The 23,125-nt window shown below is 67.5% G+C and carries 23 protein-coding genes; 6 read left to right on the plus strand and 17 right to left on the minus strand.

Features of this window, described 5'->3' with window-relative positions; all coding sequences use genetic code 11:
- Positions 1–4: 4 nt before the first annotated feature.
- The 11 genes from gspD to FFS10_RS06730 form a co-directional block, all read right to left on the minus strand.
- Positions 5–2,176 carry a type II secretion system secretin GspD gene (gspD, locus tag FFS10_RS06680; RefSeq protein ID WP_171016091.1) on the minus strand — a complete coding sequence of 724 codons (2,172 nt, stop codon included), beginning with the start codon at positions 2,174–2,176 and terminating at the stop codon, positions 5–7.
- Between the two features lie 5 nt (positions 2,177–2,181).
- The gene (gene gspN, locus FFS10_RS06685) at positions 2,182–3,006 is read right to left on the minus strand and encodes a type II secretion system protein N (RefSeq protein ID WP_137892840.1); all 825 of its coding nucleotides are present in this window, start codon (positions 3,004–3,006) and stop codon (positions 2,182–2,184) included.
- A gap of 4 nt (positions 3,007–3,010) precedes the next feature.
- Positions 3,011–3,511, minus strand: a complete 501-nt coding sequence (locus FFS10_RS06690; RefSeq protein ID WP_137892842.1) for a type II secretion system protein M — start codon at positions 3,509–3,511, stop codon at positions 3,011–3,013.
- Positions 3,508–4,731, minus strand: coding sequence for a type II secretion system protein GspL (gspL, locus tag FFS10_RS06695; protein ID WP_137892844.1), 1,224 nt, complete (start codon positions 4,729–4,731; stop codon positions 3,508–3,510). Before gspL ends, FFS10_RS06690 begins: the two co-directional genes overlap by 4 nt.
- A 155-nt stretch (positions 4,732–4,886) precedes the next feature.
- Entirely contained in the window at positions 4,887–5,210 is a 324-nt protein-coding gene (locus FFS10_RS06700) for a 2Fe-2S iron-sulfur cluster-binding protein (protein WP_137892846.1), read from the minus strand.
- Between the two features lie 40 nt (positions 5,211–5,250).
- Positions 5,251–6,480 (minus strand): NAD(P)/FAD-dependent oxidoreductase, encoded by a 1,230-nt coding sequence (locus tag FFS10_RS06705; protein ID WP_212744097.1) that lies wholly within the window; start codon positions 6,478–6,480, stop codon positions 5,251–5,253.
- An 18-nt stretch (positions 6,481–6,498) separates the two neighbouring features.
- Positions 6,499–7,359, minus strand: a complete 861-nt coding sequence (fghA, locus tag FFS10_RS06710) for an S-formylglutathione hydrolase (RefSeq protein ID WP_137892848.1) — start codon at positions 7,357–7,359, stop codon at positions 6,499–6,501.
- Positions 7,359–8,465 (minus strand): S-(hydroxymethyl)glutathione dehydrogenase/class III alcohol dehydrogenase, encoded by a 1,107-nt coding sequence (locus tag FFS10_RS06715; RefSeq protein WP_137892851.1) that lies wholly within the window; start codon positions 8,463–8,465, stop codon positions 7,359–7,361. The genes fghA and FFS10_RS06715 overlap by 1 nt, the downstream gene beginning before the upstream one ends.
- Complete coding sequence (locus FFS10_RS06720) at positions 8,462–9,454, minus strand: IolE/MocC family protein (protein WP_249931188.1); 993 nt, start codon at positions 9,452–9,454, stop codon at positions 8,462–8,464. The genes FFS10_RS06715 and FFS10_RS06720 overlap by 4 nt, the downstream gene beginning before the upstream one ends.
- A gap of 68 nt (positions 9,455–9,522) precedes the next feature.
- Positions 9,523–10,551 (minus strand): aromatic ring-hydroxylating dioxygenase subunit alpha, encoded by a 1,029-nt coding sequence (locus tag FFS10_RS06725; RefSeq protein ID WP_137892855.1) that lies wholly within the window; start codon positions 10,549–10,551, stop codon positions 9,523–9,525.
- A gap of 49 nt (positions 10,552–10,600) precedes the next feature.
- A complete protein-coding gene (locus FFS10_RS06730; protein WP_137892857.1) occupies positions 10,601–11,800 on the minus strand; it encodes an ABC transporter substrate-binding protein in 1,200 nt (399 codons plus the stop codon).
- A 277-nt stretch (positions 11,801–12,077) separates the two neighbouring features.
- On the opposite strand from FFS10_RS06730, the gene FFS10_RS06735 reads away from it, so the two are divergent.
- Entirely contained in the window at positions 12,078–12,812 is a 735-nt protein-coding gene (locus FFS10_RS06735; protein ID WP_171016092.1) for a TetR/AcrR family transcriptional regulator, read from the plus strand.
- Between the two features lie 81 nt (positions 12,813–12,893).
- On the opposite strand, the gene FFS10_RS06740 is transcribed toward FFS10_RS06735, so the two are convergent.
- From FFS10_RS06740 to fdxA, 6 genes are all read right to left on the minus strand, one after another.
- The gene (locus tag FFS10_RS06740; RefSeq protein WP_137892861.1) at positions 12,894–13,838 is read right to left on the minus strand and encodes an electron transfer flavoprotein subunit alpha/FixB family protein; all 945 of its coding nucleotides are present in this window, start codon (positions 13,836–13,838) and stop codon (positions 12,894–12,896) included.
- A gap of 22 nt (positions 13,839–13,860) precedes the next feature.
- A complete protein-coding gene (locus tag FFS10_RS06745) occupies positions 13,861–14,610 on the minus strand; it encodes an electron transfer flavoprotein subunit beta/FixA family protein (protein WP_137892862.1) in 750 nt (249 codons plus the stop codon).
- 40 nt (positions 14,611–14,650) lie between these two features.
- Positions 14,651–15,847, minus strand: a complete 1,197-nt coding sequence (locus FFS10_RS06750) for an amidohydrolase family protein (RefSeq protein WP_137892864.1) — start codon at positions 15,845–15,847, stop codon at positions 14,651–14,653.
- Between the two features lie 17 nt (positions 15,848–15,864).
- Positions 15,865–16,611: a TetR/AcrR family transcriptional regulator gene (locus FFS10_RS06755; RefSeq protein WP_137892866.1), complete on the minus strand. Its 747-nt coding sequence runs from the start codon at positions 16,609–16,611 to the stop codon at positions 15,865–15,867.
- Positions 16,612–16,692: 81 nt separating this feature from the next.
- Positions 16,693–17,466 (minus strand): ferredoxin--NADP reductase, encoded by a 774-nt coding sequence (locus FFS10_RS06760; protein ID WP_137892868.1) that lies wholly within the window; start codon positions 17,464–17,466, stop codon positions 16,693–16,695.
- Positions 17,467–17,491: 25 nt separating this feature from the next.
- Positions 17,492–17,815 carry a ferredoxin FdxA gene (gene fdxA, locus FFS10_RS06765; protein ID WP_137892870.1) on the minus strand — a complete coding sequence of 108 codons (324 nt, stop codon included), beginning with the start codon at positions 17,813–17,815 and terminating at the stop codon, positions 17,492–17,494.
- Between the two features lie 173 nt (positions 17,816–17,988).
- Here fdxA and FFS10_RS06770 point away from each other — a divergent pair, with 173 nt between their 5' ends.
- The 5 genes from FFS10_RS06770 to FFS10_RS06790 all read left to right on the plus strand — a co-directional run bounded on the left by FFS10_RS06770 (position 17,989) and on the right by FFS10_RS06790 (position 23,090).
- On the plus strand, positions 17,989–19,629 hold the full coding sequence (locus tag FFS10_RS06770) for a 6-hydroxynicotinate reductase (protein WP_137892872.1): 1,641 nt from the start codon (positions 17,989–17,991) through the stop codon (positions 19,627–19,629).
- Positions 19,630–19,637: 8 nt separating this feature from the next.
- Positions 19,638–20,528 (plus strand): UPF0280 family protein, encoded by an 891-nt coding sequence (locus FFS10_RS06775; protein ID WP_137892874.1) that lies wholly within the window; start codon positions 19,638–19,640, stop codon positions 20,526–20,528.
- Positions 20,529–20,549: 21 nt separating this feature from the next.
- Complete coding sequence (locus tag FFS10_RS06780) at positions 20,550–21,191, plus strand: amino acid synthesis family protein (RefSeq protein WP_137892877.1); 642 nt, start codon at positions 20,550–20,552, stop codon at positions 21,189–21,191.
- A gap of 43 nt (positions 21,192–21,234) precedes the next feature.
- Positions 21,235–21,819, plus strand: a complete 585-nt coding sequence (locus FFS10_RS06785; RefSeq protein ID WP_137892879.1) for an amino acid synthesis family protein — start codon at positions 21,235–21,237, stop codon at positions 21,817–21,819.
- 62 nt (positions 21,820–21,881) lie between these two features.
- Positions 21,882–23,090 (plus strand): ABC transporter substrate-binding protein, encoded by a 1,209-nt coding sequence (locus FFS10_RS06790; protein ID WP_137892912.1) that lies wholly within the window; start codon positions 21,882–21,884, stop codon positions 23,088–23,090.
- Positions 23,091–23,125: the final 35 nt, after the last annotated feature.

Consider the following 23,125-nt stretch of genomic DNA (forward strand, 5'->3'; position numbering starts at 1 on the left):
TCTGTCAGCGTGCAGGGGCGGGCGCAGGAGCCGCCGGCGGCGCATTGCGCGGCACGATGGCCTCGGACAGCGGCTGGTTCGCGCGCAGCGGCGCCATGACCGGTGCTTCGTTCACCGGAACCACCGCGCTGGGCACGGGCTGGGCGTCCTTCTGCGTCGCGCGCATCAGGTCGTAGCGGTCCAGCGAGAGGCTGTCGGTGGCGGCGGCGTCGCGCACCACCACCGGGCGCAGGAACACCATGAGGTTGGTCTTCTTGCGCGAGCGCGCCTCGCTCTTGAACAGATGGCCGAGCAGCGGCACGTCGCCCAGGCCCGGCACCTTCTCCTGGTTGCCCGCGTACTCGTCCGACAGCAGGCCGCCCAGCACCACGATGGCGCCGTCCTCGACCAGCACGCTGGACTCGATGGATCGCTTGTTGGTGATCAGGCCGGTGCTCGAGTTCACCGACGAGGCCAGCACGCTGCTGACCTCCTGGTAGATCTGCAGCTTGACCGTGCCGTTCTCGCTGATCTGCGGCTTCACGCGCAGGGTCAGGCCCACGTCCTTGCGCTCTATGGTCTGGAACGGGTTGACCGAGCCGGTGGCGGCGCCGGTGTTGGTGAACTGGCCGGTCACGAAGGGCACGTTCTGGCCGATCACGATCTTGGCCTCCTCGTTGTCCAGCGTCAGCAGGTTGGGTGTGGACAGGATGTTGCCGTCGCCGTTGGCCTGCAGGAAGCGCGCCAGGAAGCCCAGCGCGTAGACGCCGCCGAAGTTGTGCGCGATGCCGAGGTTGATGCCGGTCGAGGGCCGGGTCGTGCCGTCGGCCGCGCCGGTGGACAGCGAGATGATGTTGGCGCCGCCCACGTTGAAGTTGGTGCCGAGCACGCCGATGTTGCTGTTGCCCTTCTGGCCCAGCGCGCCCTGCCACTGGATGCCGAACTCGGCCGCCTTGTCGGCGTTGACCTCGGCGATCAGGCTTTCCACGAACACCTGGGCGCGCCGCGCGTCCAGCTTGTCGATCACGGCGCGCAGCTGGCGGTACTGCGGCTCGGGCGCGGTGATGATCAGCGAGTTGGTGGCGGGGTCGGCCTGGATCTGGCCGCCGGTGGAGGGCTGGGCCGCGGCGCTGGTGGTCGCCGACAGGCTGCTGCCCATGGCGCTGGCGGCGCCGGCGGTGCTCGGCGTGGCGGCCGCGGCGCCCGTGCCGGTCGGCGCCGTGGTGCTGGCGCGCTGCTCGGCGGAGAGCGCGGCGCGCAGCGTGGTGGCCAGCTTGGTGGCGTCGGCGTTCTTGAGGTAGACCACATGGATGTTGCCGCTGGCCGGGGTTCCGGGGCTGGCGGGCTGGTCGAGCCGCTCGACCAGGGCCCGGACCTGGGCCGCGCGCGCCGGGTTGGCGGCGCGCAGGATCAGCGCGTTGCTGCGCGGCTCGGCGACCAGCGTGGTCTTGAACGAGGTGTCGAGCTGGCCCTGGCCGGCCGCCGGCGCCGCGGCGCCCGACTCGATCAGCCGGGTCACCAGCGGCGCCAGGTCGGTGGCGATCGCGTGCTTGAGCGGGATGACCTCGACCCCGGTGGCATTGGACACGTCGAGCGCGGCGATGATGCGCGCCAGGCGCTGCAGGTTGTCGGTGTAGTCGGTGATGACCAGGGCGTTGGTGCCGGGGTTGACGTTGATGGTGTTGTTCGGGCTGATCAGCGGGCGCAGCACCGGCACCAGGTTGTTGGCCGACTCGTGGTTGAGCCGGAAGATCTGGGTGACGATCTGGCCGCTGCTCGCGGGCACGGCGCCGGCCGAGACGGTGCCGCCCTGCAGCTTGGCTTCGGCCTCGGGCACGACCAGGTACAGGCCGGCCGACTCGACCAGGGCAAAGCCCTGGGTGCGCAGCTGGGCGGCGAACTGGCGCAAGGCCTGGGCCGGCGGCACCGGCGCGCCGCTGACCAGGGTCATGGTGCCCTTGACGCGCGGGTCGACCACCACGTTGCGCCCGGTGATGGTGGCGATGGTGCGCGCCACGGCCTCGATCTCGGCGTTGTTGAAGTTCAGCGTGACCGGCTCGCCCGCGCGCGAGGCCCCGCCCTGGGCCAGCGCAGGCGCGCCGGCGCCGGCCAGCATGGCGGCAAGGGCCAGTGCCAGCGCCGTCTGGCGAACGGCTTGGCGCGGCGGCAGGAAGGGGCGTGTCGGGCGAATGGGCATGCGATTCAATCCACGGTGATGAGGGAGCGGGGGCCGCTGCGGCGCCCGACGATGTTCAGTAGGTTGGCCAGCGCGGCCTCGTGCTCGGGGGCGGCGCTGGCCACGCCCTGGAAATGCAGGCGCGAGCCGATCCAGCGGCCGCTGCCGCTGAGCTGCAGACCGCCTTCGAGCGTGGCGAGCGCGACGGTGGCCGGCTGGCCGCCCTGGAGCTGGATGCGGTAGGTGCCCATGGGTTTGAGGGTGGACAGGCGCGACGACAGGCCCTTGACCATCAGTGTGGCGCTCCCGGTCACCGACACCCGCCCTGCGGCCCATTCTACTGAAAGCCCTGGTGTGGACAGGTCCAGCTGGCCCTCGGGTTGCAGCGTGTTCCAGGGCGCGCCCAGGCCGGCCAGCAGGGCCGCGGGCCAGCGCGAGCCGGGGTCGGTCAGCAGCAGGGAGGCGCCGCCCCAGCGCGGCGCCAGTGCCAGCCGCAGCGGCTGGCCCATGCAGCAGTCAGCCTGTAGCAGGGCCCGCAGGCCGGACCAGTGCGGCAGCAGCCGCCAGTCCAGCCGGCCGGGCAGGGCGGTGCGGTCCTGGCTGCCGGCGCCGCCGCTCAGGACCAGGCGGGCCGAGCCGCGCCAGAGCGTGCCGCGCGGCTCGTCCAGCTGGACCCGGCCCCCGCTGGCCTGCTGCACGGCCGCGGCCAGCCAGGCGGCCGGGGCGAACAGGGCCAGGGTGAGCGCCAGGCCGAGCAGGGCGCCGGCCAGGGCCCAGCGCCAAGGGGCCGATTCGGGGCGGGGGCCGCGGTGCGGCTCGACAGAGGCCAAGGCGGGGCGGCGTGCGCGCATGGCCTCAGCGCGGCGGCAGGGTCAGCACCAACTGGCCGTCCCAGCTCGGTGCGTCCGCATCGGCGCTGCGCTGCAGCCGGGCCTCGGCGGGGACCAGGCGCGCGTTGACCCGCGCCTGCGTCAGCCATTCGGCCAGCGCGTCGGCCGGCGCGCCTTTGAGCGTGAGCGTGGCGCGTTCGCCGCTGAGCTGCAGCTGCGCCGCAGCGCCCAGGCGCTGGCGCACCGACACTTCCAGCGTGCGCAAGGCCTCGTCATGACCGGGCCGCGGCAGGCCCTGCAGGGCGCGGGCTTCGGCCTGCAGGCGCTGCATCTGCTGCCACTGTGCCTCCAGGCTGCTCTGGCGCGCCCCGGCCTGGCGCAGCGTGGCCAAGGCGGGGGCGATCGCCAGCCACCACAGCAGGGCCAGGGCCAGCAGGCCGGCGGCGCCGCGCAGCAGGGTCTGCTCGCGGGCGTCGAGCGCCTGCCAGCGTCTTGTCAGATCGTCCAAGGCGGCCGGCCGCTTCATGGGCTGGTCTCCGCGGCCTGCAGCAGCAGGCTGTCGCCTTCGGCGTGCGCCTGGTAGCCGAGCGGGCGCAGGCTCTTGCCCAGTTCGCCGAGTTCGGCCGCGCCTAGCTGCAGGCCCTTGAAGCGGGCCGCGCCGGCGCTGTACTCGATCGCGCCGATCCCCTGTCCGGGGGGCAGGGCCTGGCCCAGGGCGGCCAGCATGGCCTCGAGGTCGCGGCCCGAAGTGGCGCCGGTGGCCTGGCGCAGCGCGGCGACCTCGCGCGCCATCTGCAGCGGTGCGTCGACCACCAGCCGCACCTGGGGAAAGGTCTGGCTGAGCGTGTCGCGTATTGCCGCCTGGCGCGCCTTCATTGCCGCCTCGGTCCGCCAGGCCCAGGCGTTGAGGCCGGCGAGCTGGGCCAGCAACAGCAGGGCCAGGCCCCAGCGCGCGGGCCGCCAGGCCGCCGCGTGGCGGAAATCCTGCCAGGCCGCGGCCAGCCGCCTTGCGGCGCGGTGGCGGCCCGAACCGCCGAATTCGAACTGTGCGAGGTCCCAGGCGGACTGCGTCGCCAACAGCGCGCGCTGCGGCTGCGTGCGCAGCTCGGCCTTGCGCTGCAGCAGCTGCTCGGTCTCGGCCGCCAGGCCGGGCTCGGCCGTCAGCAGGCCGTGCGCTTCGATCTCGGGCGCAGCCAGCGAGAGCGCGGCGGCGCTCAAAGGCAGCACCAGCACGGTGCCGCCTGCGGCCTCGCCGGTAAGCAGCAGGCTGGCCTGCCCGGGCTCGCCCACCGCGTGGCACTGCGTGGGGCCGGTGGCCGGCGCCAGCTCGGGCACGATGCGCGCGACCGGCCGCTGCGCGGCTTCCAGCGCCTGCAGGTGGCCACGCAGCCAGGCGCGGTCGCAGGCGGCCACCCAGGCGCGTGCGCCGGCGGACGCGTCGGGCGCCAGGGCCAGGTGCAGCTGTTCCGGCTCGTCGAGCAGCCGGTCCTCGAGCAGGCTCTCCAGCACCGGGCGCAGGCGCGTCGAACCCGGGCCCACGCCGCGCGGCAATTCCACGCTGTGCCAGGACAGCCGCCCGGCCGGCACCACGGCCACGACCTCGCCGCCGCGGCCGGGCGCCGGCAGCAGCGCGGCCGGCGCGCTCGCATGGCTGCCCAGCTGCTGGCCGTCGGGCGTCAGCGCATAGGCGTAGCCGGCCTGGGGGTCGGCGTCGCTGGCGGGCAGGGTGAGGATCAGGCTGCTCATGGGTGGTCCCGGGCATTGTAGGGGGCAGCTGGTGCCAGGGCGATGGACTCGCCCCCCTTCCTGAGCCAACTGCATCATTCACCTTGGGGCGACTTCCCCAGCGGAGCCTTGTCCGACCGTGGAGGCGACGCCAGCGAGCGCCGCGGTACGGGGGATCAGGCGTTCTGCGTTTCAGGCATGCGGACGATCAAGCCGTCCAGCTCGGGCTGAACGGTGATCTGGCAGGCCAGCCGGGAGTTCGCCCGAACGTCGAGCGCGAATTCGATCATGTCGCGCTCGAGTTCCTGCATGGGCTGCAGCCGGTCCTTCCAGGCGTCGTCCACATACACATGGCATGTTGCGCAGGCACAGGCGCCACCGCATTCCCCGACGATGCCTGGAATGCCGTTGTGAACAGCGCCTTTCATGACGCTCCAACTTTCTTTGACTTCGGCAAGGTGGGACTTGCCTGTGGATTCGATGTAGGTGATGTTTGCCATTCTTCAATTCCTGCCGGCGTGGCGAGCCTGCCGCAAGCGCTCAGCTCAGCAAGGCGGACAGCGGTGCATCCTCGCTGGCGAGTGCCCTTGGGTCCACGACGCATCCCGATGCGATGGCTCGCCTGGCCAGGAGAAAGTCGCGCGCGCTGTTGACCGTTTCGGCGGCGCGCAAGACGTTGTCGCGCAGGTGGAGCACCGCCAGGCCGCTGCCGCTCGCCGAGGGGCGTACGATGGTCGTGTCGGTGGGCCTAGGCAGGCCCACACTCTGCAATTTCGTCGCGTACTGGTCCGACCAGAACCAGGGCGTCTCGGCTGCCGGCACCGTGCGGCCTGCCATCGCACTGGCGACCTGTCTGGCCTGGTCCAGGGCGTTGGAGACGCTCTCTATCCTGGGGGCCAGTTCATTCTCGGACGCCCGTCGCCGGGTGACATCGCCGATCGCGTAGATGTGGGGATGCGAGGTCCTGGATGTTGCGTCGACCACGATGCCCTGCTCGCAGTCGAGTCCCGCCTCACGCGCCAACTCGTCGTTGGGCACCGCTCCGATGCCGACCAGGAGCAGGTCGCATGCAATCCTTTCTCCGTCATCGAGGACGAGCGCCGCAAGCCGGCCTTGCCGGGACTCGAGTACCGACACGGACGCCCTGAAGCGGAACTGCACGCCTTCGCGCTGATGCAGCCCGAGCACGAAGTCCGACACGGGGGCCGAAGCCACCCGGGCCAGCAGTCTGGGTTCACGCTCGATCACCAGGACATCCACCCCAAGTTGCCTCGCCGTCGCTGCAACCTCCAGGCCGACATAGCCGCCACCCAGCACCGCCATGCGACGCGCCCCCGCCAGTCGGTCCTTGAGCGCGGCAGCGTGGCGCATGTCACGCAGGTAGACGATGCCTTCGCTGTCGCCGTGAGCCATCTGCAGGCGGCGCGCGCGGGCCCCGGTTGCGAGTATCAGGCTGTCGTAGGCCAGCGTCTTGTCACCCGAGAGGTGAAGGCGGCGCCGCCGCGGATCGATGCGTACGGCCTTCTCGTCCAGGTGCAGCTGGATCTCGTTTTGCTCGTAGAAAGAGGCGGGCCTGAGATACAGCGCATCGACATCGACCTCTGCTTTCAGCCACGCCTTGGAAAGCGGTGGGCGCTGGTAGGGCAGTTCGCCTTCGTCGCCGACCAGAGTGATGCGTCCGTCAAAACCGTACTGACGCAACAGCCCGGCCGCCGTGCCTCCCGCATGGCCGGCGCCAACGATCACGACATGGGCAGTGGTGTCCATCATGCGCTCCTTCCTGTTTTTTCAACGCCCGGCCGCCAGCTGGGTGGCGTGTCGGCGCAAGTGGTCTTCGACGAAGGTCGAAATGAAGTAGTAGCCATGGTCGTAGCCGCGATGTCGCCGCAGCTCGAGCGGCTGGCCGGCGGCCGCGCAGGCCGCCTCCAGCAGGTGCGGGTGCAGCTGCGTCGCGAGAAAAGGGTCGCCGAGGCCCTGGTCGACGAGGATGCCTGCCGGGAACGGTGGCGCCTTTGCTTGCGCGATCAGCTCGCAGGCGTCGTAGCGGCGCCAGACCTCGGGGTCCGGGCCCAGGTAGGCGGTAAAGGCAACTTGACCCCAGGGGCAATGGCTTGGAGCCGCGACTGGCGCAAATGCCGAGACGGACTTGAACCGGTCGGGGTTGCGAAGCGCGAGCACCAGCGCGCCGTGACCCCCCATCGAATGCCCCATGATGCCCAGCCGGTTCCCATCCACGGGCAGCTCGGCGGCGAGCAGGCCGGGGAGTTCGGCCGCCAGGTAGCTGTGCATGCGGTAATGCCGGGCCCATGGCGCCTCGGTCGCGTCGACGTAGAAGCTCGCGCCGGCGCCGAGGTCCCAGCGCTCCGTCTCCCCAGGGATGCCTGCGCCCCTGGGGCTCGTGTCGGGGGCGATCAGGACCAGGCCCAGCGCATCGGCGACGCGCTGCGCGCCGGCCTTGACCATGAACGTCTCTTCGGTGCAGGTCAGGCCGGCAAGATAGACCACCGCGGCGCAGGTTTCGCCCTGCAGCGCGCGCCGGGGCAGGAAGACCGAGAAGCGCATGGGCATCCCGATGGCGGCCGACGGGTGGCTGTAGAAGCGCTGCACGCCGCCGAAGCAGCCGTGCTCTGCGAGAAGCTCGAGGCCCATCAGTACACCACGACCGAGCGGATCGACTCGCCGCGCTTCATCAGGTCGAAGCCCTCGTTGATGCGCTCGAGCGGCAGGCGGTGGGTGATCAGCTCGTCGATCCGCAGCTTGCCCTCCATGTACCAGTCGACGATCCTGGGGACGTCGGTGCGCCCGCGCGCGCCGCCGAAGGCCGATCCCTTCCATTCGCGTCCGGTGACCAGTTGGAACGGGCGGGTGCTGATCTCGGCGCCCGCCTCGGCCACGCCGATGACGATGGACTGGCCCCAGCCCTTGTGGCAGCACTCGAGTGCCTGGCGCATCACCTTGGTGTTGCCTATGCATTCGAAGGAGTAGTCGGCGCCGCCGTCGGTGAGTTGCACGATCTGGTCGACCACGTTGTCGACCTCGTTCGGATTCACGAAATGCGTCATACCGAATTGGCGTGCCATGGCTTCCCGGGCAGGGTTCAGGTCCACGCCGATGATCTTGTCCGCGCCGACCATGCGTGCGCCCTGGATGACGTTCAGGCCGATGCCGCCAAGGCCGAACACGACCACGTTGGCGCCGGCTTCCACCTTGGCGGTGAACAGCACCGCGCCCACGCCCGTGGTCACGCCGCATCCGATGTAGCAGATCTTGTCGAAGGGCGCGTCCTCCCTGACCTTGGCCACGGCGATTTCCGGCACGACGATGTGGTTCGAGAAGGTCGACGTTCCCATGTAATGGAACAGCGGCTTGCCGTCGAGCGAGAAGCGCGAGCTCGCGTCGGGCATCAGCCCCCGACCCTGGGTCGCGCGAATGGCCTGGCAGAGATTCGTCTTGCGCGAGAGGCAGAACTTGCAGTTGCGGCACTCGGGCGTGTAGAGCGGGATGACATGGTCGCCCTTCTTGAGGCTGGTGACCCCCAGCCCAACATCCACCACCACACCCGCGCCCTCGTGGCCGAGGATGGCGGGGAACAGGCCTTCCGGGTCCGCGCCAGAGAGCGTGTAGTAGTCGGTATGGCAGATGCCGGTCGCCTTGACTTCGATCAGGACTTCCAGTGCGCGGGGCCCGTCGAGGTCGACTTCCTCGACGGTCAATGGCGCGCCGGCTTTCCACGCAACAGCAGCTTTGGTTTTCATGGGTGTGTGTGGTCTTCAAAGGGGGGGGACAACAGTCCGGCGGCATGAAGCGCCAGCGTCTCTTCCCAGGCGCGGCGAATGAATTTCGCCGCAGCAACGTTCTGCTCGAACAGGTTGTAGCGGGCGCCCAGGCCGTAGTCCGGAAGGTTGATCATTTCCGTGGTGATGAAACGCAGCGGACTTTCCGGATGGGTGACGTGGTAGCGCAGCACCTTGCGAATGGCTTCCTTCGAGGGTTCGAGCAGGTAGGCGTTCCACGGCGAATGCCACTCACCCGGTGCCGGTTTGATCATCGGGTATTGAATCCCGCGCGCGAACTGGCCGTCCTCGTTGTGATGCCAGAGGTTCCTGGGCTGGTTCGGCGCGACGCTGCGCAGCTGGGTCCATTTGACGATGTTGAGTTCGAGCCAGCGCTCGCACAGGGAGCCCGGCTCAAACGGGTCGAGGATCAGCTCGCCACGGGCCACGGCCTCGCGCACGCCAGAACGATCGAGCTCTTTTGGGTTGTTGATCTTGAAATTGACGTGGCTATAGTCGAGCGTGAAGTTGAACGGCACACCGTGGTCCTGCACCTTGCGCGCCAGCTTCTCGACGCGCAGAAAGTCCTCGGTCCACATGTTGACGTGGAGCTCGAAGCTGGGCTCGACGCCCAGCTTCATGCCGGCATCGTAGACCGCAAGGTAGTGGTCTACGATCTCGGTGTCTGTCAGAACATGGCCATCGCTGTGGTGCGTGAAGGTCATGATGTTGTGGACCTTCGCCCCGACCTCCCGGCAGACCTTCAGGTTGTCCAGCAGCAGCGCCTCGTCGGCTGGGTCGCCGAGACGATAGAACCAACTGCAGGTATGCACCGGCAGATCGAACTCGTCGATCGCCTCAAGGTACTCGGGCAGTTGGCTGCGCAGCGGGAGACGGTCGAAGTAGTCGAACACCCCAGCTTGATTGACGAGGCGAAACTGCTCCCGGATCGGCAGCTCCTCGAGTTGCACGGGGCGCTCTAGGGACGACAACTGGACCCCTCGGCCATTGCATCCCAGCAGGAAGGGTGCGGAGCCGCTCATGCTGTAGGTGCCTCGGCTTCACGCATGCGCTCTACCAGGCGGCGCATCCGCTGCGATCCGGCATCGATGGCAATCTTGACGGTCCGGCGGGAGGGGAGGCGGCGCTCGTTGCGCTGAATGGCCTCGAGAATCGTCTTGTCTTCGGAAAACGCCACCCGGAAGTCGGCCGAAAGCTCCGCGTTGACCTGAGCGTCTGCCTGGAAGTTTTTCACGTGCAGCCAATGGTCGATGCAAGTATCCTGATCGACGGGGGTAATGAAATGGCAGGCAAAGATCTGGATGCAGTTGTCCCGCCTGCCTTCAGGCGCGCCGGTGCCGGTTTCCGCGCTGCCGAAGTCGATCACGGCGATGCTCGGGGCATGGTAGTAATAGTAGTGCCAGCGGTCCACATTGCCCTTGAAATGGCCGTGCTTCGCGAACAGCGGGATGGGCGGGGCGTCGATGACCCAGCGCCATGTCACCACCTTGCCGTCTTGCTGCTCAGAGTGCACGGGGACGTCTTCGCTCGCCGCGTTGCCCAGCGTGCTCAGGTGCACGAAGCTGACGTGCGCCGGGTCGCACAGGTTGTCGGCCAGGTTCAGGTAGTTGGCCTTGATCTCGAGGGCATCGCCTTCCACGGCGCTCCAGCGGGGGTCGTGGTATTGGGGCAGGTCGAACACCTTGCCCGGGTCGGCCATGGCGGGGTCGCCCATCCAGATCCAGACCAGGCCCATGTTCTCGTGGATCGGATAGGTTCTGACGAAGGCGCTGGAGGGGATCAAGTCCTGTCCGGGAACACGCACGCACTTTCCGGAGCAGTCGTAGGTCATCCCGTGGTAGCCGCACTCGATGGCATCGCCCCTGAGCTTGCCCATCGAGAGCGGAAGAAGGCGGTGGGGACAGGCATCCTCCATGGCGATCACCTTGCCGCCTTCGGTTCGGTACAGAACCACCTGCTGTTCCAGGATCTGGTGCGCCGTCAGGGCGTGGCCCACGTTGCGCGACCAGGTCAGCGGGTACCAGGTATTCAAGACGTAGTTGCTCATGGCATTCTCGTTTCAAAGGATCGATGGGTCGAACATGACGCGAGGCGCATCACTTGACGGTCCTGAGCTTGGCGATCTCATCGTCGGAGAGCGTGAGCTTCGAGCCGTCGATGTAAGTGCCGGTCCTCATGTAGCCTTTGCCTTCCTTCAGCGCGGTGCGGCCGACGTAGATGCCCAGCGTGGACTGGTTGTCCTGGGGTCTGAAAACCACCGGTCCGAAGGGTGAATCGAAGTTCAGTCCCTTGAAGGCAGCGACCAGTTTCTCGGTGTCGACGGAGCCCGCCTTCCGAATGCCGGCTGCGATGGCCTTCATGGTGGCGTAGCCGACGACAGAGTTCAGGCGCGGGTAGTCGTTGTATTTCTTCTGGTACGCGGTCAGGAAGGCCTGGTGCTGCGGCGTGGAGATCTGCTGGTAGGGGTAACCGGTGACGAGCCAGTCCTCGGGTGCGTCGTCCTTGAGCGGGTCGAGGTACTCAGGCTCGCCCGTCAGCAGACTGACCACCAGGCGGTTCTTGAACAGGCCTCGCGTCTTGCCCTCGCGAGCGAACTTCGTGAGATCGGCGCCGAACAGGACGTTGAATATCGCATCGGGCCTGGCATCCTCCAGCGCCTGGACAACGGCACCCGCGTCCAGTTTGCCAAACGGCGGCGCCTGCTCGGCCACGAACTCGACGTCGGGTTGGGCCTTCTTCAGCGCGGCTTTGAAGGTGGAGGCGGCCGCCTGTCCATATTCGTAGTTCGGGTAAACCAAGGCCCAGCGCTTCTTCTTCGACCTGGCCGCTTCGTCGACGACGGAGGCGGCCAGAGCGTGCGTTCCCGAGCGAAGCCGGTAGGTGTAGCGGTTGCCGCTTTCCCAGACGACCTTGTCGCTCAACGGGCCGGAGGCGAGAAAGAAGACCTTGCGCTGGTTCGCGAAGTCTGCCACCGCCAGCCCGACGTTCGACAGCGTCACGCCCGCAAGAACGTCAACCCGCTCCCGAGAAAGGAGTTCCTCGGCCACGCGCACCGCGTCGCCGGCATTGGCGTTGTCGTCCCTGAAGATGGTCTCGACCTTGCGCCCAAGCAGTCCGCCACTGCCGTTGATTTCGTCCTGGGCGAGCTCCCACCCCTTGCGATAGGGCCCCATCAGGGCCGGCAGTGCCTTGTAACTGTTGATCTCGCCGATCTTGATCGGCTGTGCGTGGGACGGACTGGCCAATGCGGCCCAAAGCGTGGCCAGCAAAGCGGTGATTCTCAGAACGCGTTTCATTCGTGCACTCCTTGTCAGGAAGGTGTTGTCGCAAACAAGCCTCTCGGCGAGCATCCGGTACATGATATGTTTGGTGTATTTCCTTTATTTATGTAGAAGATACTCCATAAAATGAATCCTGTAAACTGAGGCGGACCCTCTCCGTTTGTGCGGTCGGCGGCCTCTCTATCGAGGGGCGCGATGGTGCGCCCCTTCCGGACGGGGCTGGGTCTTGGGCCTGCGCGGGATTTCTGACCTGGCTCGCTCCGATGCCAACCGAGGTACTGATATGCAAACAATGAACGATGGTTCCGCATCGCTGGAGGGGGCCAAGACACGCGCGCCCGCGGCCAGGAAGGCATCAGCCGCCAAGTCTGTAAGGGCCAATGGTGCGCCGACACGGCCGACCAAGCGCAGGCGAAGCCCGGAGGAGGTTCAGGCGCGCATCCTCGCTGCAGCCGTTGCGGAGTTCGCGGAGCACAGCTTTTCGGGCGCACGGATCGATCGGATCAGCAAGCGGGCCAAGACCGTGGACCGGATGCTCTATTACTATTTCGGAAGCAAGGAGCGCCTGTACCAGGCTGTGCTTGAGCACGTATACGCCGAACTGATTGCGGCCCAGCGCAGTTTCGACATGGACGAGCGCGATCCGGTCCAGGGCATGCGGCAGCTGATCCGCCATTCATGGGAGCACTATCTCCATCACCCCGAGCTCGTGCGATTGGTCGTCACCGAGAACCTCTTGCGCGCCAAGTACTTGAAGAAGTCGACCAAGATCAAGGGCACCTTGCTGCCCTTGATCGAGCGCATTCAGGAAGTTCTTGAGGCGGGCCAGAAGAAGGGGGTCTTCCGGCAGGACGCCGACCCTCAGAGCATGCTGATGACCGTGATGTCGCTCGGCTTCTTCTACGTGGCCAACCAATACACGACTTCGCGCTGGCTAGATGCCGATCTGATGGAGGCCGGCCGACTCAACGCCTGGGGCGACCACATCTGCGACGTGGTCATGGACCATCTGGAGCGAATTCGGTAGGCGCCCCCGTGACGCGGCGCATCGCTCGCCATCCGTCGATGCGTATGCAGGCGAGGCCGGAGAGCGTCGCCAGCGGCAGGCTCAGAGTGCCTCGACCAGTTCCGGCACAGCCTGGAACAAATCGGCCTCCAGCCCATAGTCGGCGACGCTGAAGATCGGCGCCTCCGGGTCCTTGTTGATCGCCACGATCACCTTGGAATCCTTCATGCCCGCCAGGTGCTGGATCGCCCCGGAGATGCCGCAGGCGATGTAGAGCTGCGGCGCCACGATCTTGCCGGTCTGGCCGACCTGCAGGTCGTTGGGGGCGTAGCCCGCATCGACCGCCGCGCGGCTCGCGCCGATCGCCGCGCCGAGCTTGTCGGCCAGCGGGGTGATGACTTCGTTGAACTTCTCGGCCGATCCGAGGGCCCGGCCACCCGAGACCACAATCTTGGCCGCGGTCAGCTCGGGGCGCTCGCTCTTGGCGATCTCGCTGGACACGAAGCTGCTCTTGCCGCTGTCGGCGGCTGCGGCAATGGTCTCGATGGCGGCGCTGCCGCCTTGGGCATCCGCGGCGTCGAAGCCGGTGCTGCGCACGGTGATCAGCTTCTGGGCGTCCAGGCTCTGCACGGTGGCAATCGCGTTGCCGGCGTAGATCGGGCGCTCGAAGGTGTCGGGGGCGACCACCTTGGTGATCTCGCTGACCTGGGCCAGGTCCAGCTTGGCGGCCACGCGCGGGGCGCAGTTCTTGCCGCCGGCCGTCGCCGGGAACAGGATGTGGCTGTAGGCCGGTGCCAGGGCCAGCACCTGGGCGGCGATGTTCTCGGCCAGGCCATGGGCCAGGGCTTCGCCGTCGGCGTGAATCACCTTGGCGACGCCGGCTATTCTTGCGGCGGCTTGGGCGGCGGAGCCTGCGTTGTGGCCTGCCACCAGCACATGGACCTCGCCGCCGCCCAGCTTGGCGATTTCTGCCGCGGCGGTGACGGTGTTGAGCGTGGCGCCCTTGATGGAGGCGTTGTCGTGTTCGGCAATGACGAGTGCGGTCATGGTGTTTCTCCTGTTCCTTGCCTCAGATGACCTTGGCTTCGTTCTTGAGCTTGTCGACCAGGGTGGCGACGTCGGGCACCTTGATGCCGGCGCCGCGCTTGGGCGGCTCGGCGACCTTGAGGGTCTTCAGGCGCGGGGTCACATCGACGCCGAGCTCTTCCGGTTTGACGTTGTCCAGCGGCTTCTTCTTGGCCTTCATGATGTTGGGCAGGGTCACGTAGCGCGGCTCGTTCAGGCGCAGGTCGGTGGTGACCACGGCCGGCAGGGACAGGGACAGGGTTTCCAGGCCGCCGTCGATCTCGCGCGTGACGCTGAGCTTGTCGCCCGCCACTTCGACCTTGGAGGCGAAGGTGGCCTGGGGCAGGTCGGCGAGAGCCGCCAGCATCTGGCCGGTCTGGTTGGCGTCGTCGTCTATGGCCTGCTTGCCCAGGATCACCAGGCCGGGTTTTTCCTTCTCGACCAGGGCCGCCAGCAGCTTGGCCACGGCCAGGGGCTGCAGTTCCTCACTGGTCTCGACCAGGATGGCGCGGTCGGCGCCGATGGCCATGGCGGTGCGCAGGGTTTCCTGGCACTGGGCCACGCCGCAGGAGACGGCGATGACTTCGGTGGCCACGCCTTTTTCTTTGAGGCGCACGGCCTCCTCGACGGCAATCTCGTCGAAGGGGTTCATGCTCATCTTGACGTTGGCCAGGTCGACGCCGCTGCCGTCGGACTTGACGCGCACCTTGACGTTGTAGTCGACCACGCGTTTGACGGGGACGAGGATTTTCATCTTGGGTTCCTTATAGAAAACAGCTGCGAGCCAAATGCGCTCAATGCGCCGTCTGCACCACCGGAACTTCGGTGGCTGGCGGCGTGTTGCGGCTGCGTCCGCAGCGCACGATGCCGTCGATCACCACCATGCCCACGCCAGGGATATCGCCAAGCTGCACGCTGGACAGCAGGTCCTTGCCGGCCGAGTGCTGGGCGCGGTCCATGAAGACGAAGTCCGCGGCGCGCCCGGCCTCGACCAGGCCGCAATTGAGTCCGCGCATGCGAGCGGTGTTGCCGGTGGCGAAGCAGAACACCAGCTCGGCCGGCAGGCCGCCCAGGCTCGACAGCAGCGCGATCATGCGCAGGATGCCCAAGGGCTGCACGCCCGACCCGGCGGGCCCATCGGTGCCAAGGATCACGCGGTGCGGGCATTTGAGCTGTATCGCCGCCTGGGCTGCGGCGATCGCCACCTTCTCGTTGCCGTTGTGCACGATCTCGATGCCGCGCGTGGACTTCTCGCACAGCTCGCAGACATGGGCCTCGGGCAGGGCGGTATGGCCGCCGTTGATGTGGCCGATGATGTCGGCATCCGCCTCCAGCACCACATCCTTGTCGATCAGGCCGGAGCCCGGAATCGAGGGGCCTCCGGTGTGGATGGTGCTCTGTATGCCGTACTTGCGTGCCCAGGCCACCATGCGCTGCGCCTCCTCGCCGGCCTTCACCGAGCCGAGGCCGACCTCGCCCAGCAGCTTGACGCCGGCCTCGGCCAGGTCCTTGAAGTCCTGCTCGGTCATGCCCTTCTCGATGACGGGCGCGCCGGCCAGCACCTTCACGCCGCCGGGGCGGAAGTTGTCGAAGGCGCGCTGCGCCGTGATGGCCAGGGCCTTGAGGCCGACGATGTCCTTGGGGCGCCCGGGCAGATGCACCTCGCCGGCGGAGATCATGGTGGTCACGCCGCCGTGCATGGTCGAGTCGATCCAGCCGATCTGGCCCTGACGGGGCGTCCAGTCGCCGAACACCGGATGCACGTGGCTGTCGATCAGTCCGGGACTGACGCAGGTCTTGCGCGCGTCGATCAGGACATCGGGCTCGGCGGTGTCGCAGTCGGCTTCCTTGCCGACGGCCACGATCAGGCCGTCACGGGCGACGATGGTGTCGGCGTCCAGGATGGGCCGGTCGATGTCGCCCGACAGCAGCAGGCCGATGTTCCTGATGACCAGCTTGCCGGGTTTTTCCGAGATTGCTGCGTCAGCCATGGGTTTCTCCTTCAATGCTAGGTGGCTTGGGGGGAGGCCCCTGGCGCGGATGGCGCGTCGAGGCCTTGCAAGGCTTCAATGGAATGGGATGCGACCGTGCGCAGCACGGCGTCGGTGACGAAGGCCTCCCAGTGCGCGGTCGCCTCGGGCGCGTCGAGGTTCTCGCCGAGGAAGGCGGAGAGGGTGAAGCGGTTGGACTGGTAGAAGTAGCCGAGCGCGGCGATCATCAGGTACAGGTCGCGCGCCGACAGGTCGTTTCGGAACATGCCCTGGGCCGCCCCGCTCTTGAGCAGCTGCTCGATGACGCCGATGGCCGGAGACGAATACTCGCGCGCGCGCAGCGACTTGCCGATGTGCTTGCCGCGATGCATGTTTTCAGTGTTGAGCAGCGCCACGAACTCCGGGTTCTTCCGGTAGTAGTTCAGGATAAAGCGGACCACGGCCTGCAGCGATGCGACGGGCTGCTCCAAGTTCAGTTCGAGTGCGGACTCTGCGTCGTTGAAGCGGCGGTAGATCTCTTCCAGCGCGGCGAGGTACAAGCCCTCCTTGTTGCCGAAGTAGTAATAGATCATGCGGTCGTAGGATTTCGCCGCCTTGGAGATCTGCTCGACGCTGCCGCCGTCCAGCCCCTGCTTGGAAAAGACCTTGATCGCCGCGCGCAGCAGGCTGTCGCGCGTGGCCTGCGCCGCCAGTTCCCTCACGCCCGGCTTGCGGGCCGTTCCGGACCGGCCTGCTGCGGCGCGTGCAGTGCTTCGTGTGTTCATGCTTGGGGCCTCCTCTTGAGCGCTTGATTGTCGCCGGTGGGTGCAAAGGGCCTGTGAGCGCGCCTCGCAGTCCCGCAGCGTTCATTGCTCCGCGAACGCGCGCTCGATGACGAAGTCGCCCGGCTTCGAGGTGTTGCCTTCGTTGAAGCCCCTGCGTTCCAGCAGGTGCTTGAGGTCGCGCAGCATGCCGGGGCTGCCGCAGATCATCACGCGGTCCTCTGCCGGGTCGAGCTCGGGCACGCCGAGGTCGGCAAACAGCTTGCCGCTTTCGATCAGGTCGGGAATGCGGCCGGTGTTGCGGAAGTCCTCGCGCGTCACCGTGGGGTAGTAACGCAGCTGGCTGGAGACCATGTCGCCCAGGAACTCGTGCGAGGGCAGGTGCTCCAGCAGCAGGTCGTGGTAGGCCAGCTCGTCGACGATGCGCACGCCGTGCACCAGGATGACCTGCTCGAACTTCTCGTAGGTGGCGGGGTCGCGCACGATGCTCATGAACGGTGCGAGGCCCGTGCCGGTGGCCAGCATGTAAAGCCGCTTGCCGGGAAGAAGGTAGTCGACCACCAGGGTGCCGGTGGGCTTGCGGCCGACGATCACGGTGTCGCCGACCTGGATGTGCTGCAGGCGCGAGGTCAGCGGGCCGTCGTCGACCTTGATGCTGAGGAACTCCAGATGCTCCTCGTGGTTGGCGCTCGCGATGCTGTAGGCGCGCAGCAGGGGCTTTTCGCTGACGCGCAGGCCGATCATCGTGAAATGGCCGTTGCTGAACCGCAGCGCGGGATCCCTCGTGGTCGTGAAGCTGAACAGTCGGTCGGTCCAGTGGTGGACGCTCAGTACGCGTTCTTCAATGAGTGCGCTCATGCTGGGACTCCTGTGGGTGGTGTGGTCAAGCCTGGGTCTGCGCGAGCTTGCCGCTCACGTCCTTCCAGCGCTCGGCGTCGGGAAGCGGCTCCTTGCGCTTCGTGATGGACGGCCACTGCTTGGACAGTCGCTGGTTGATTTCGACGAAGGACTGCAGCCCGCCCGGCGTGTCCTCCTCGGCGTAGATGGCATTGACCGGGCATTCCGGAATGCACACCGCGCAGTCGATGCACTCGTCGGGGTCGATGACCAGGAACTCTGGTCCCTCGCGAAAACAGTCCACCGGGCATACGTCGACGCAGTCCGTGTACTTGCACCGGATGCAGCTGTCAGTCACCACATGGGTCATATTGGTCTCCTTTGTCTTGCCAGTCAGGCCTTAGGGGAAAAACTCGTTGCCTTCTTTCAGAAGTTGCACTACATTATTTTTCATGTAGCATTCGCAACACGTTGGTTAAGCGAATACTACATGAAAGTATCGGGGGCAACAAGGGTGAGTGCTCCGACATGAAAGGTTCTTCGATGACTGAACACACCAAGACCGATGGCTTGCCGGGCATGGACGAGCCGCCGCTGCCGCAGGTGCTGGAGCGGGCGCGCCTGCGCAACGAGCGCATGGCCGGCGACAAGGTCGAATGCAACGCCTGTCCTGTGCTGTGCCAGATCGGTCCCGGGCGCACCGGCGCCTGCGACCGCTATGCCAATCACGGCGGCGTCCTGGTGCGGGTCGACCCCGTGGTGCTGCTGCGCAAGACGCTGGCCGGCGGCGACGGACGGCTGGTGCCTTTCGAGGGGCGGGCGGCTTTGCCGGCGCCAGGCGAGGCGGATGGCGCGGCGGCACACGAGGATGCGCAGGCCGTCGCCGACTGGAGCGGCGACCTGCTGCTGGCCGACGAGGTCTTCGTGACCGGCGTGGGATCGTCGACGACCTATCCGGACTACAAGCCCGCCCCCTTCATCGTGGGCTCCAAGGTCGACGGCGTCGACATGGTGACGGTGGTCACCGAGGGCATCTTCAGCTACTGCAGCTTCAAGGTGAAGATCGACACCGACCGCTACCTCGGCCCCGAGCAGGCCAATGTGCGCAGCAAGGGCGAGGTCGTGGGCCATGTCACCACGGCCGAATACGGGTCCCAGATGCTGTCCCTGGGCGGTGTGCATCACCTAACCGGCGGCAGCAAGAAGGAGGGGCGGATCACGGTCGAGATGATGGAGGCGCTGGGCAACAAGCGGGCGGTGGAGCTGACCATAGACGGCGGGGCGCAGCTTGTGATCCAGGCGGGTCGCCCGCCCATCGTCAACGGGGTCGAGGAGCAGCGCATGCGCGTGGGCTGCGGGTCCGCCACGGTGGGGATCTTCGCCAAGCAGTTGTTCGGCCGCGTGGACGAGGTGGTCGTGGTCGACGACCACATCACCGGCGTGCTGACCCCCCACCAGGCCGGCCGCTGCCTGGACATGCGCCCTTCGGGCATCATGATGAGGGGGCGCAAGTCGACGCCCGGGCGCTACTTCCAGGTGGCGAATCCCGGTACGGGATGGGGCGGTACCGACATCGCCGATCCCCTGTCGATCATCGAGGGCTGGGAGCCCGAGGTCGCCTGGCCGGGGCTGCGCCTGCTGATGACGTCGACCACCGGCGAACACGCAGCCTGGTACGTGCTCGATGAAACGCTGACGCCGCGCGAGCAGGAGATGCCCGCCGACGTGCGCGCCGTGGTGGACCGCATCGGCGAGAACTGCGAGCCCTCGCTGACCACAGTGCTGTTCCTCGGCGGCGCGGGCGGTAGTCTGCGGGCGGGGGTGACGGAGAACCCCGTGCTGCTCACCCGGTCCATCAAGCAGGCGCTGGTCAACGTGACCTGCGGAGGGGCGCCGGCCTATGTGTGGCCGGGAGGCGGCATCACCGTGATGGTCGACGTGATGCGCATGCCCGACAACAGTTTCGGCACCGTGCCCACGCCAGCCATCGTGGCGCCGATCGAGTTCAGCATGCGGCGCGAGGACTACCGCGCACTGGGTGGACACATGGAGCAGGTGCGCACGCTGGAGGAGGTGCTGCGCCGTGGGGCCTGGCACAACGACGGTGCGCCGACCGCGCGTCGCTGGACGGGGATCGCCGCCGCGAACCCCTGGCCGCTGGGCCGGCCGCCGCTGCTGGGATGAGGTGCATCATGTCTGCGCAACGTACCGCATTGTCACCGGGCCGCTGGCATTTCCAGCACGGGCCCATGGACATCGTGATAGAGGCAGAGGGCCAGGCCGGCGCTGTCGCCGCGGCGCACGAGTCGGCCTGGCAGCGCTTCACGCAGCTGCTCGACGAGCTCGTGGCCGAATTGCCCTTGCTGCGCCGTCCGGTGGCGGCGGGTTGCCCCCTGCGCGGCCGCGTGGCGCGGCGCATGTGGCAGGCCTGCAGACCGTATCGCGACCGCTACATCACGCCCATGGCGGCGGTGGCGGGCGCGGTGGCGCAGGAATTGATCGCCGCCTACGAGCGCGAGGGCGTCGAACGGGCATGGGTCAACAACGGCGGAGACATTGCGCTGCACCTGACGCCTGGGCAGTCGGTGCGGGTCGGCATGTTCTCCGATCTGGCGCGCCTGGACCTGCGCCAGCTGCGCGATGGCATAGAGATCGACGGTCGCTTCGAGGTGGGCCATGCGATGCCGGTGCGCGGCATCGCGACCAGCGGTTGGCGCGGGCGCAGCTTCTCGCTGGGCATCGCCGACAGCGTGACGGTGCTGGCCGCCACGGCGGCTCAGGCCGATGCGGCGGCCACGGTGATCGCCAACGCGGTCGATGTCGACGATCCGCGCATCGAGCGCCGGCCCGCGAGCGCACTCAAGGACGACAGCGACCTGGGCGACATCCCGGTGACGGTGAACGTGCCGGCGTTGGACGCCGAAACGGTGCAGCGTGCGCTCGCGGCGGGCCTGGCGCAGGCACGCAAGTTGCAATCCCAGGGGCTGATCTGGTCCAGCGCGCTGGTGTGCCAGGGCCGGGTGATCAGCACCGGCGGCGCAGCGGTCGAGCTGGCGCCGCCGGCACCCGCTCTCGCGCATTGATCACAGACGAAGGAAACGAAGATGATCGAGATACGACGCATCCACACCCATGTGGAGGACATTCACCACGAGTTCGGGCCGGTGGCGGCCGCTCCCCTGCGCCGCGGCGCGATCGCCGCGGTGCTGACCAATCCCTTTGCCGGGCGCTACGAGCCCGACATCCTGCCGATGATGGACGCGCTGGGCGAGGTGGGCGTGGACATGGCGCGGCGGCTGTGCTCGGCCATGGAGGTGCCGTCCGAACGCATCGAGGCCTACGGCAAGGGCGCCATCGTCGGGGCCGCGGGCGAGCTCGAGCACGGCGCGCTGTGGCATGTGCCGGGCGGCTACGCGATGCGGGAGCTGCTCGGCTGGAAGGGCGACCGCGCCGCCTACGCCAGGGGCGAGGCCGAGGACAAGAAAGGCCAGCCCGGCAACGCCCTGTCCATCGTGCCTTCGACCAAGAAGGTGGGCGGGCCGGGGGCGACGCTCGACGTCCCGCTGACGCACATCAACGCCAGCTACGTGCGCAGCCATTTCGACGCGATCGAGGTGCGCGTGCCGGGCGCCCCGCTGTCCGGCGAGATCGTCTTCATCCTGGCCATGAGCACGGGGCCGCGGGTGCACGCGCGCGTGGGCGGCCTGCGGGCCGAACAGATCTCCAAATGGGACGGTCTGCGCTGAGCGCGGGCCCCGCATCAACCCCTATCGACCAAGAAGGCACACCATGTCCGCACAGATCCGCAAACTGATCGTCCAGATCGACGAGACCCGCATCGAGTTGGGGCAGACGGTCAACCCGCCGGTGCGCAAGGCGCTCGCCATGGCCGTCATCGCCAACCCCTGCGCGGGACGCTATGTCGAGAACCTCGACGAGCTGATCGCCGTCGGCGAAGAACTGGGCGGCCTGCTGGGCCGCAAATGTGTGCAGGCCCTGGGCATCGCGCCGGGCCAGGCTCACAGCTATGGCAAGGCCGCGATCGTCGGCGAGGCGGGCGAGCTCGAGCACGCCGCCGCCATCCTGCACCCCAAGCTCGGGGCGCCGCTGCGCCAGGCGGTCGAGAAGGGGGCGGCGCTCGTGCCCTCGAGCAAGAAGCGGGGCGGCCTCGGCACCGCGATCGACGTGCCGCTCGGTCACAAGGACGCCGCCTACGTGCGCAGCCATTTCGACGCGATGGAGGCGCGTGTGAGCGACGCGCCCAGGGCCGACGAGATCGTGGTCGCGGTCGTGGTCACGGACGGCGGCCGGCCGCTGCCGCGTGTCGGCGGCCTGCAGGTGCAAGAGATCAAGGGCGAAGACGGCCTGCGCTGAGCGCTCGCGATCCGCGCAAGTTTCCCACTCTCAATTGGCGTAACCAGGAGAAGACGATGACGATGCAATCCTTACGGCACGCGGTGAATGCGGCCTTTCTCGGCGCCTGCGTGGCCGCCTTCACGATGCCTGCGCACGCGCAGGGCGTCATCAAGATCGGCGAGATCAACAGCTACAAGGCGCAGCCCGCCTTCCTCGAGCCCTACAAGAAGGGCATGGAACTCGCAGTCGAGGAGATCAACGCGGCCGGCGGCATCAACGGCCGCAAGCTCGAGCTGATCACGCGGGACGACAACGCCAACCCGGGCGACGCCGTGCGGGTCGCCGAGGAGCTCATGTCCCGGGAAAAGGTGGACGTGCTGACGGGTTCGTTCCTGTCGCACATAGGCCTGGCGCTGACCGATTTCGCCAAGCAGAAGAAGGTCTTCTTCCTGGCCGGCGAGCCGCTGACCGACAAGATCGTCTGGCAGAACGGCAACCGCTACACCTTCCGCTTGCGCCCCTCGACCTACATGCAGGTGGCCATGCTGGTGCCCGACGTGGCGGCGCTCAAGAAGAAACGCTGGGCGCTGGTCTATCCCAACTACGAGTACGGGCAGTCGGCCGCCGCCACCTTCAAGCAGCTGCTCAAGGCCGCCCAGCCGGATGTCGAATTCGTCGCCGAGCAGGCGCCGCCGCTGGGCAAGGTGGACTCAGGCAGCGTGGTTCAGGCCTTGGCCGATGCCAAGCCCGATGCGATCTTCAACGTGCTGTTCGGTGCCGACCTCTCCAAGTTCGTGCGCGAAGGCAACACGCGGGGCCTGTTCCAGGGCCGCGAGGTGGTGAGCCTGCTGACCGGCGAGCCGGAGTACCTGGACCCGCTCAAGAACGAGGCGCCCAATGGCTGGCTGGTCACGGGCTACCCCTGGTACGGCATACAGACGCCCGAGCACAAGACCTTCCTGGCTGCCTACGAGGGCCGGTTCAAGGAGTCGCCGCGCCTGGGTTCTATCGTCGGCTATAGCGCGATCAAGTCGCTGGCGGAAGGCATGAAGAAGGCCAAGTCCACCGAGACCGAGAAGCTGATCGCCGCCTTCAAGGGCCTGCAGGTGTCCACTCCGTTCGGCATGATCACCTACCGCAGCGAGGACCATCAATCCACGATGGGCGGCTACGTGGGACGGACCAAGAACGAAGGCGGCAAGGGCGTCATGGTGAACTACCGATACCTCGACGGCGCCAAGTTCCTGCCCTCCGCCGACGAGGTCAAGAAGCTGCGGCCGGCCGAGTGACGGCGCCCCTTCCGCTCCCCCGATAACCCTAGGGT

Origin of the sequence: Ramlibacter sp. 2FC, from assembly GCF_005503345.1 — a bacterium.
GTDB lineage: Bacteria > Pseudomonadota > Gammaproteobacteria > Burkholderiales > Burkholderiaceae_C > SCMQ01.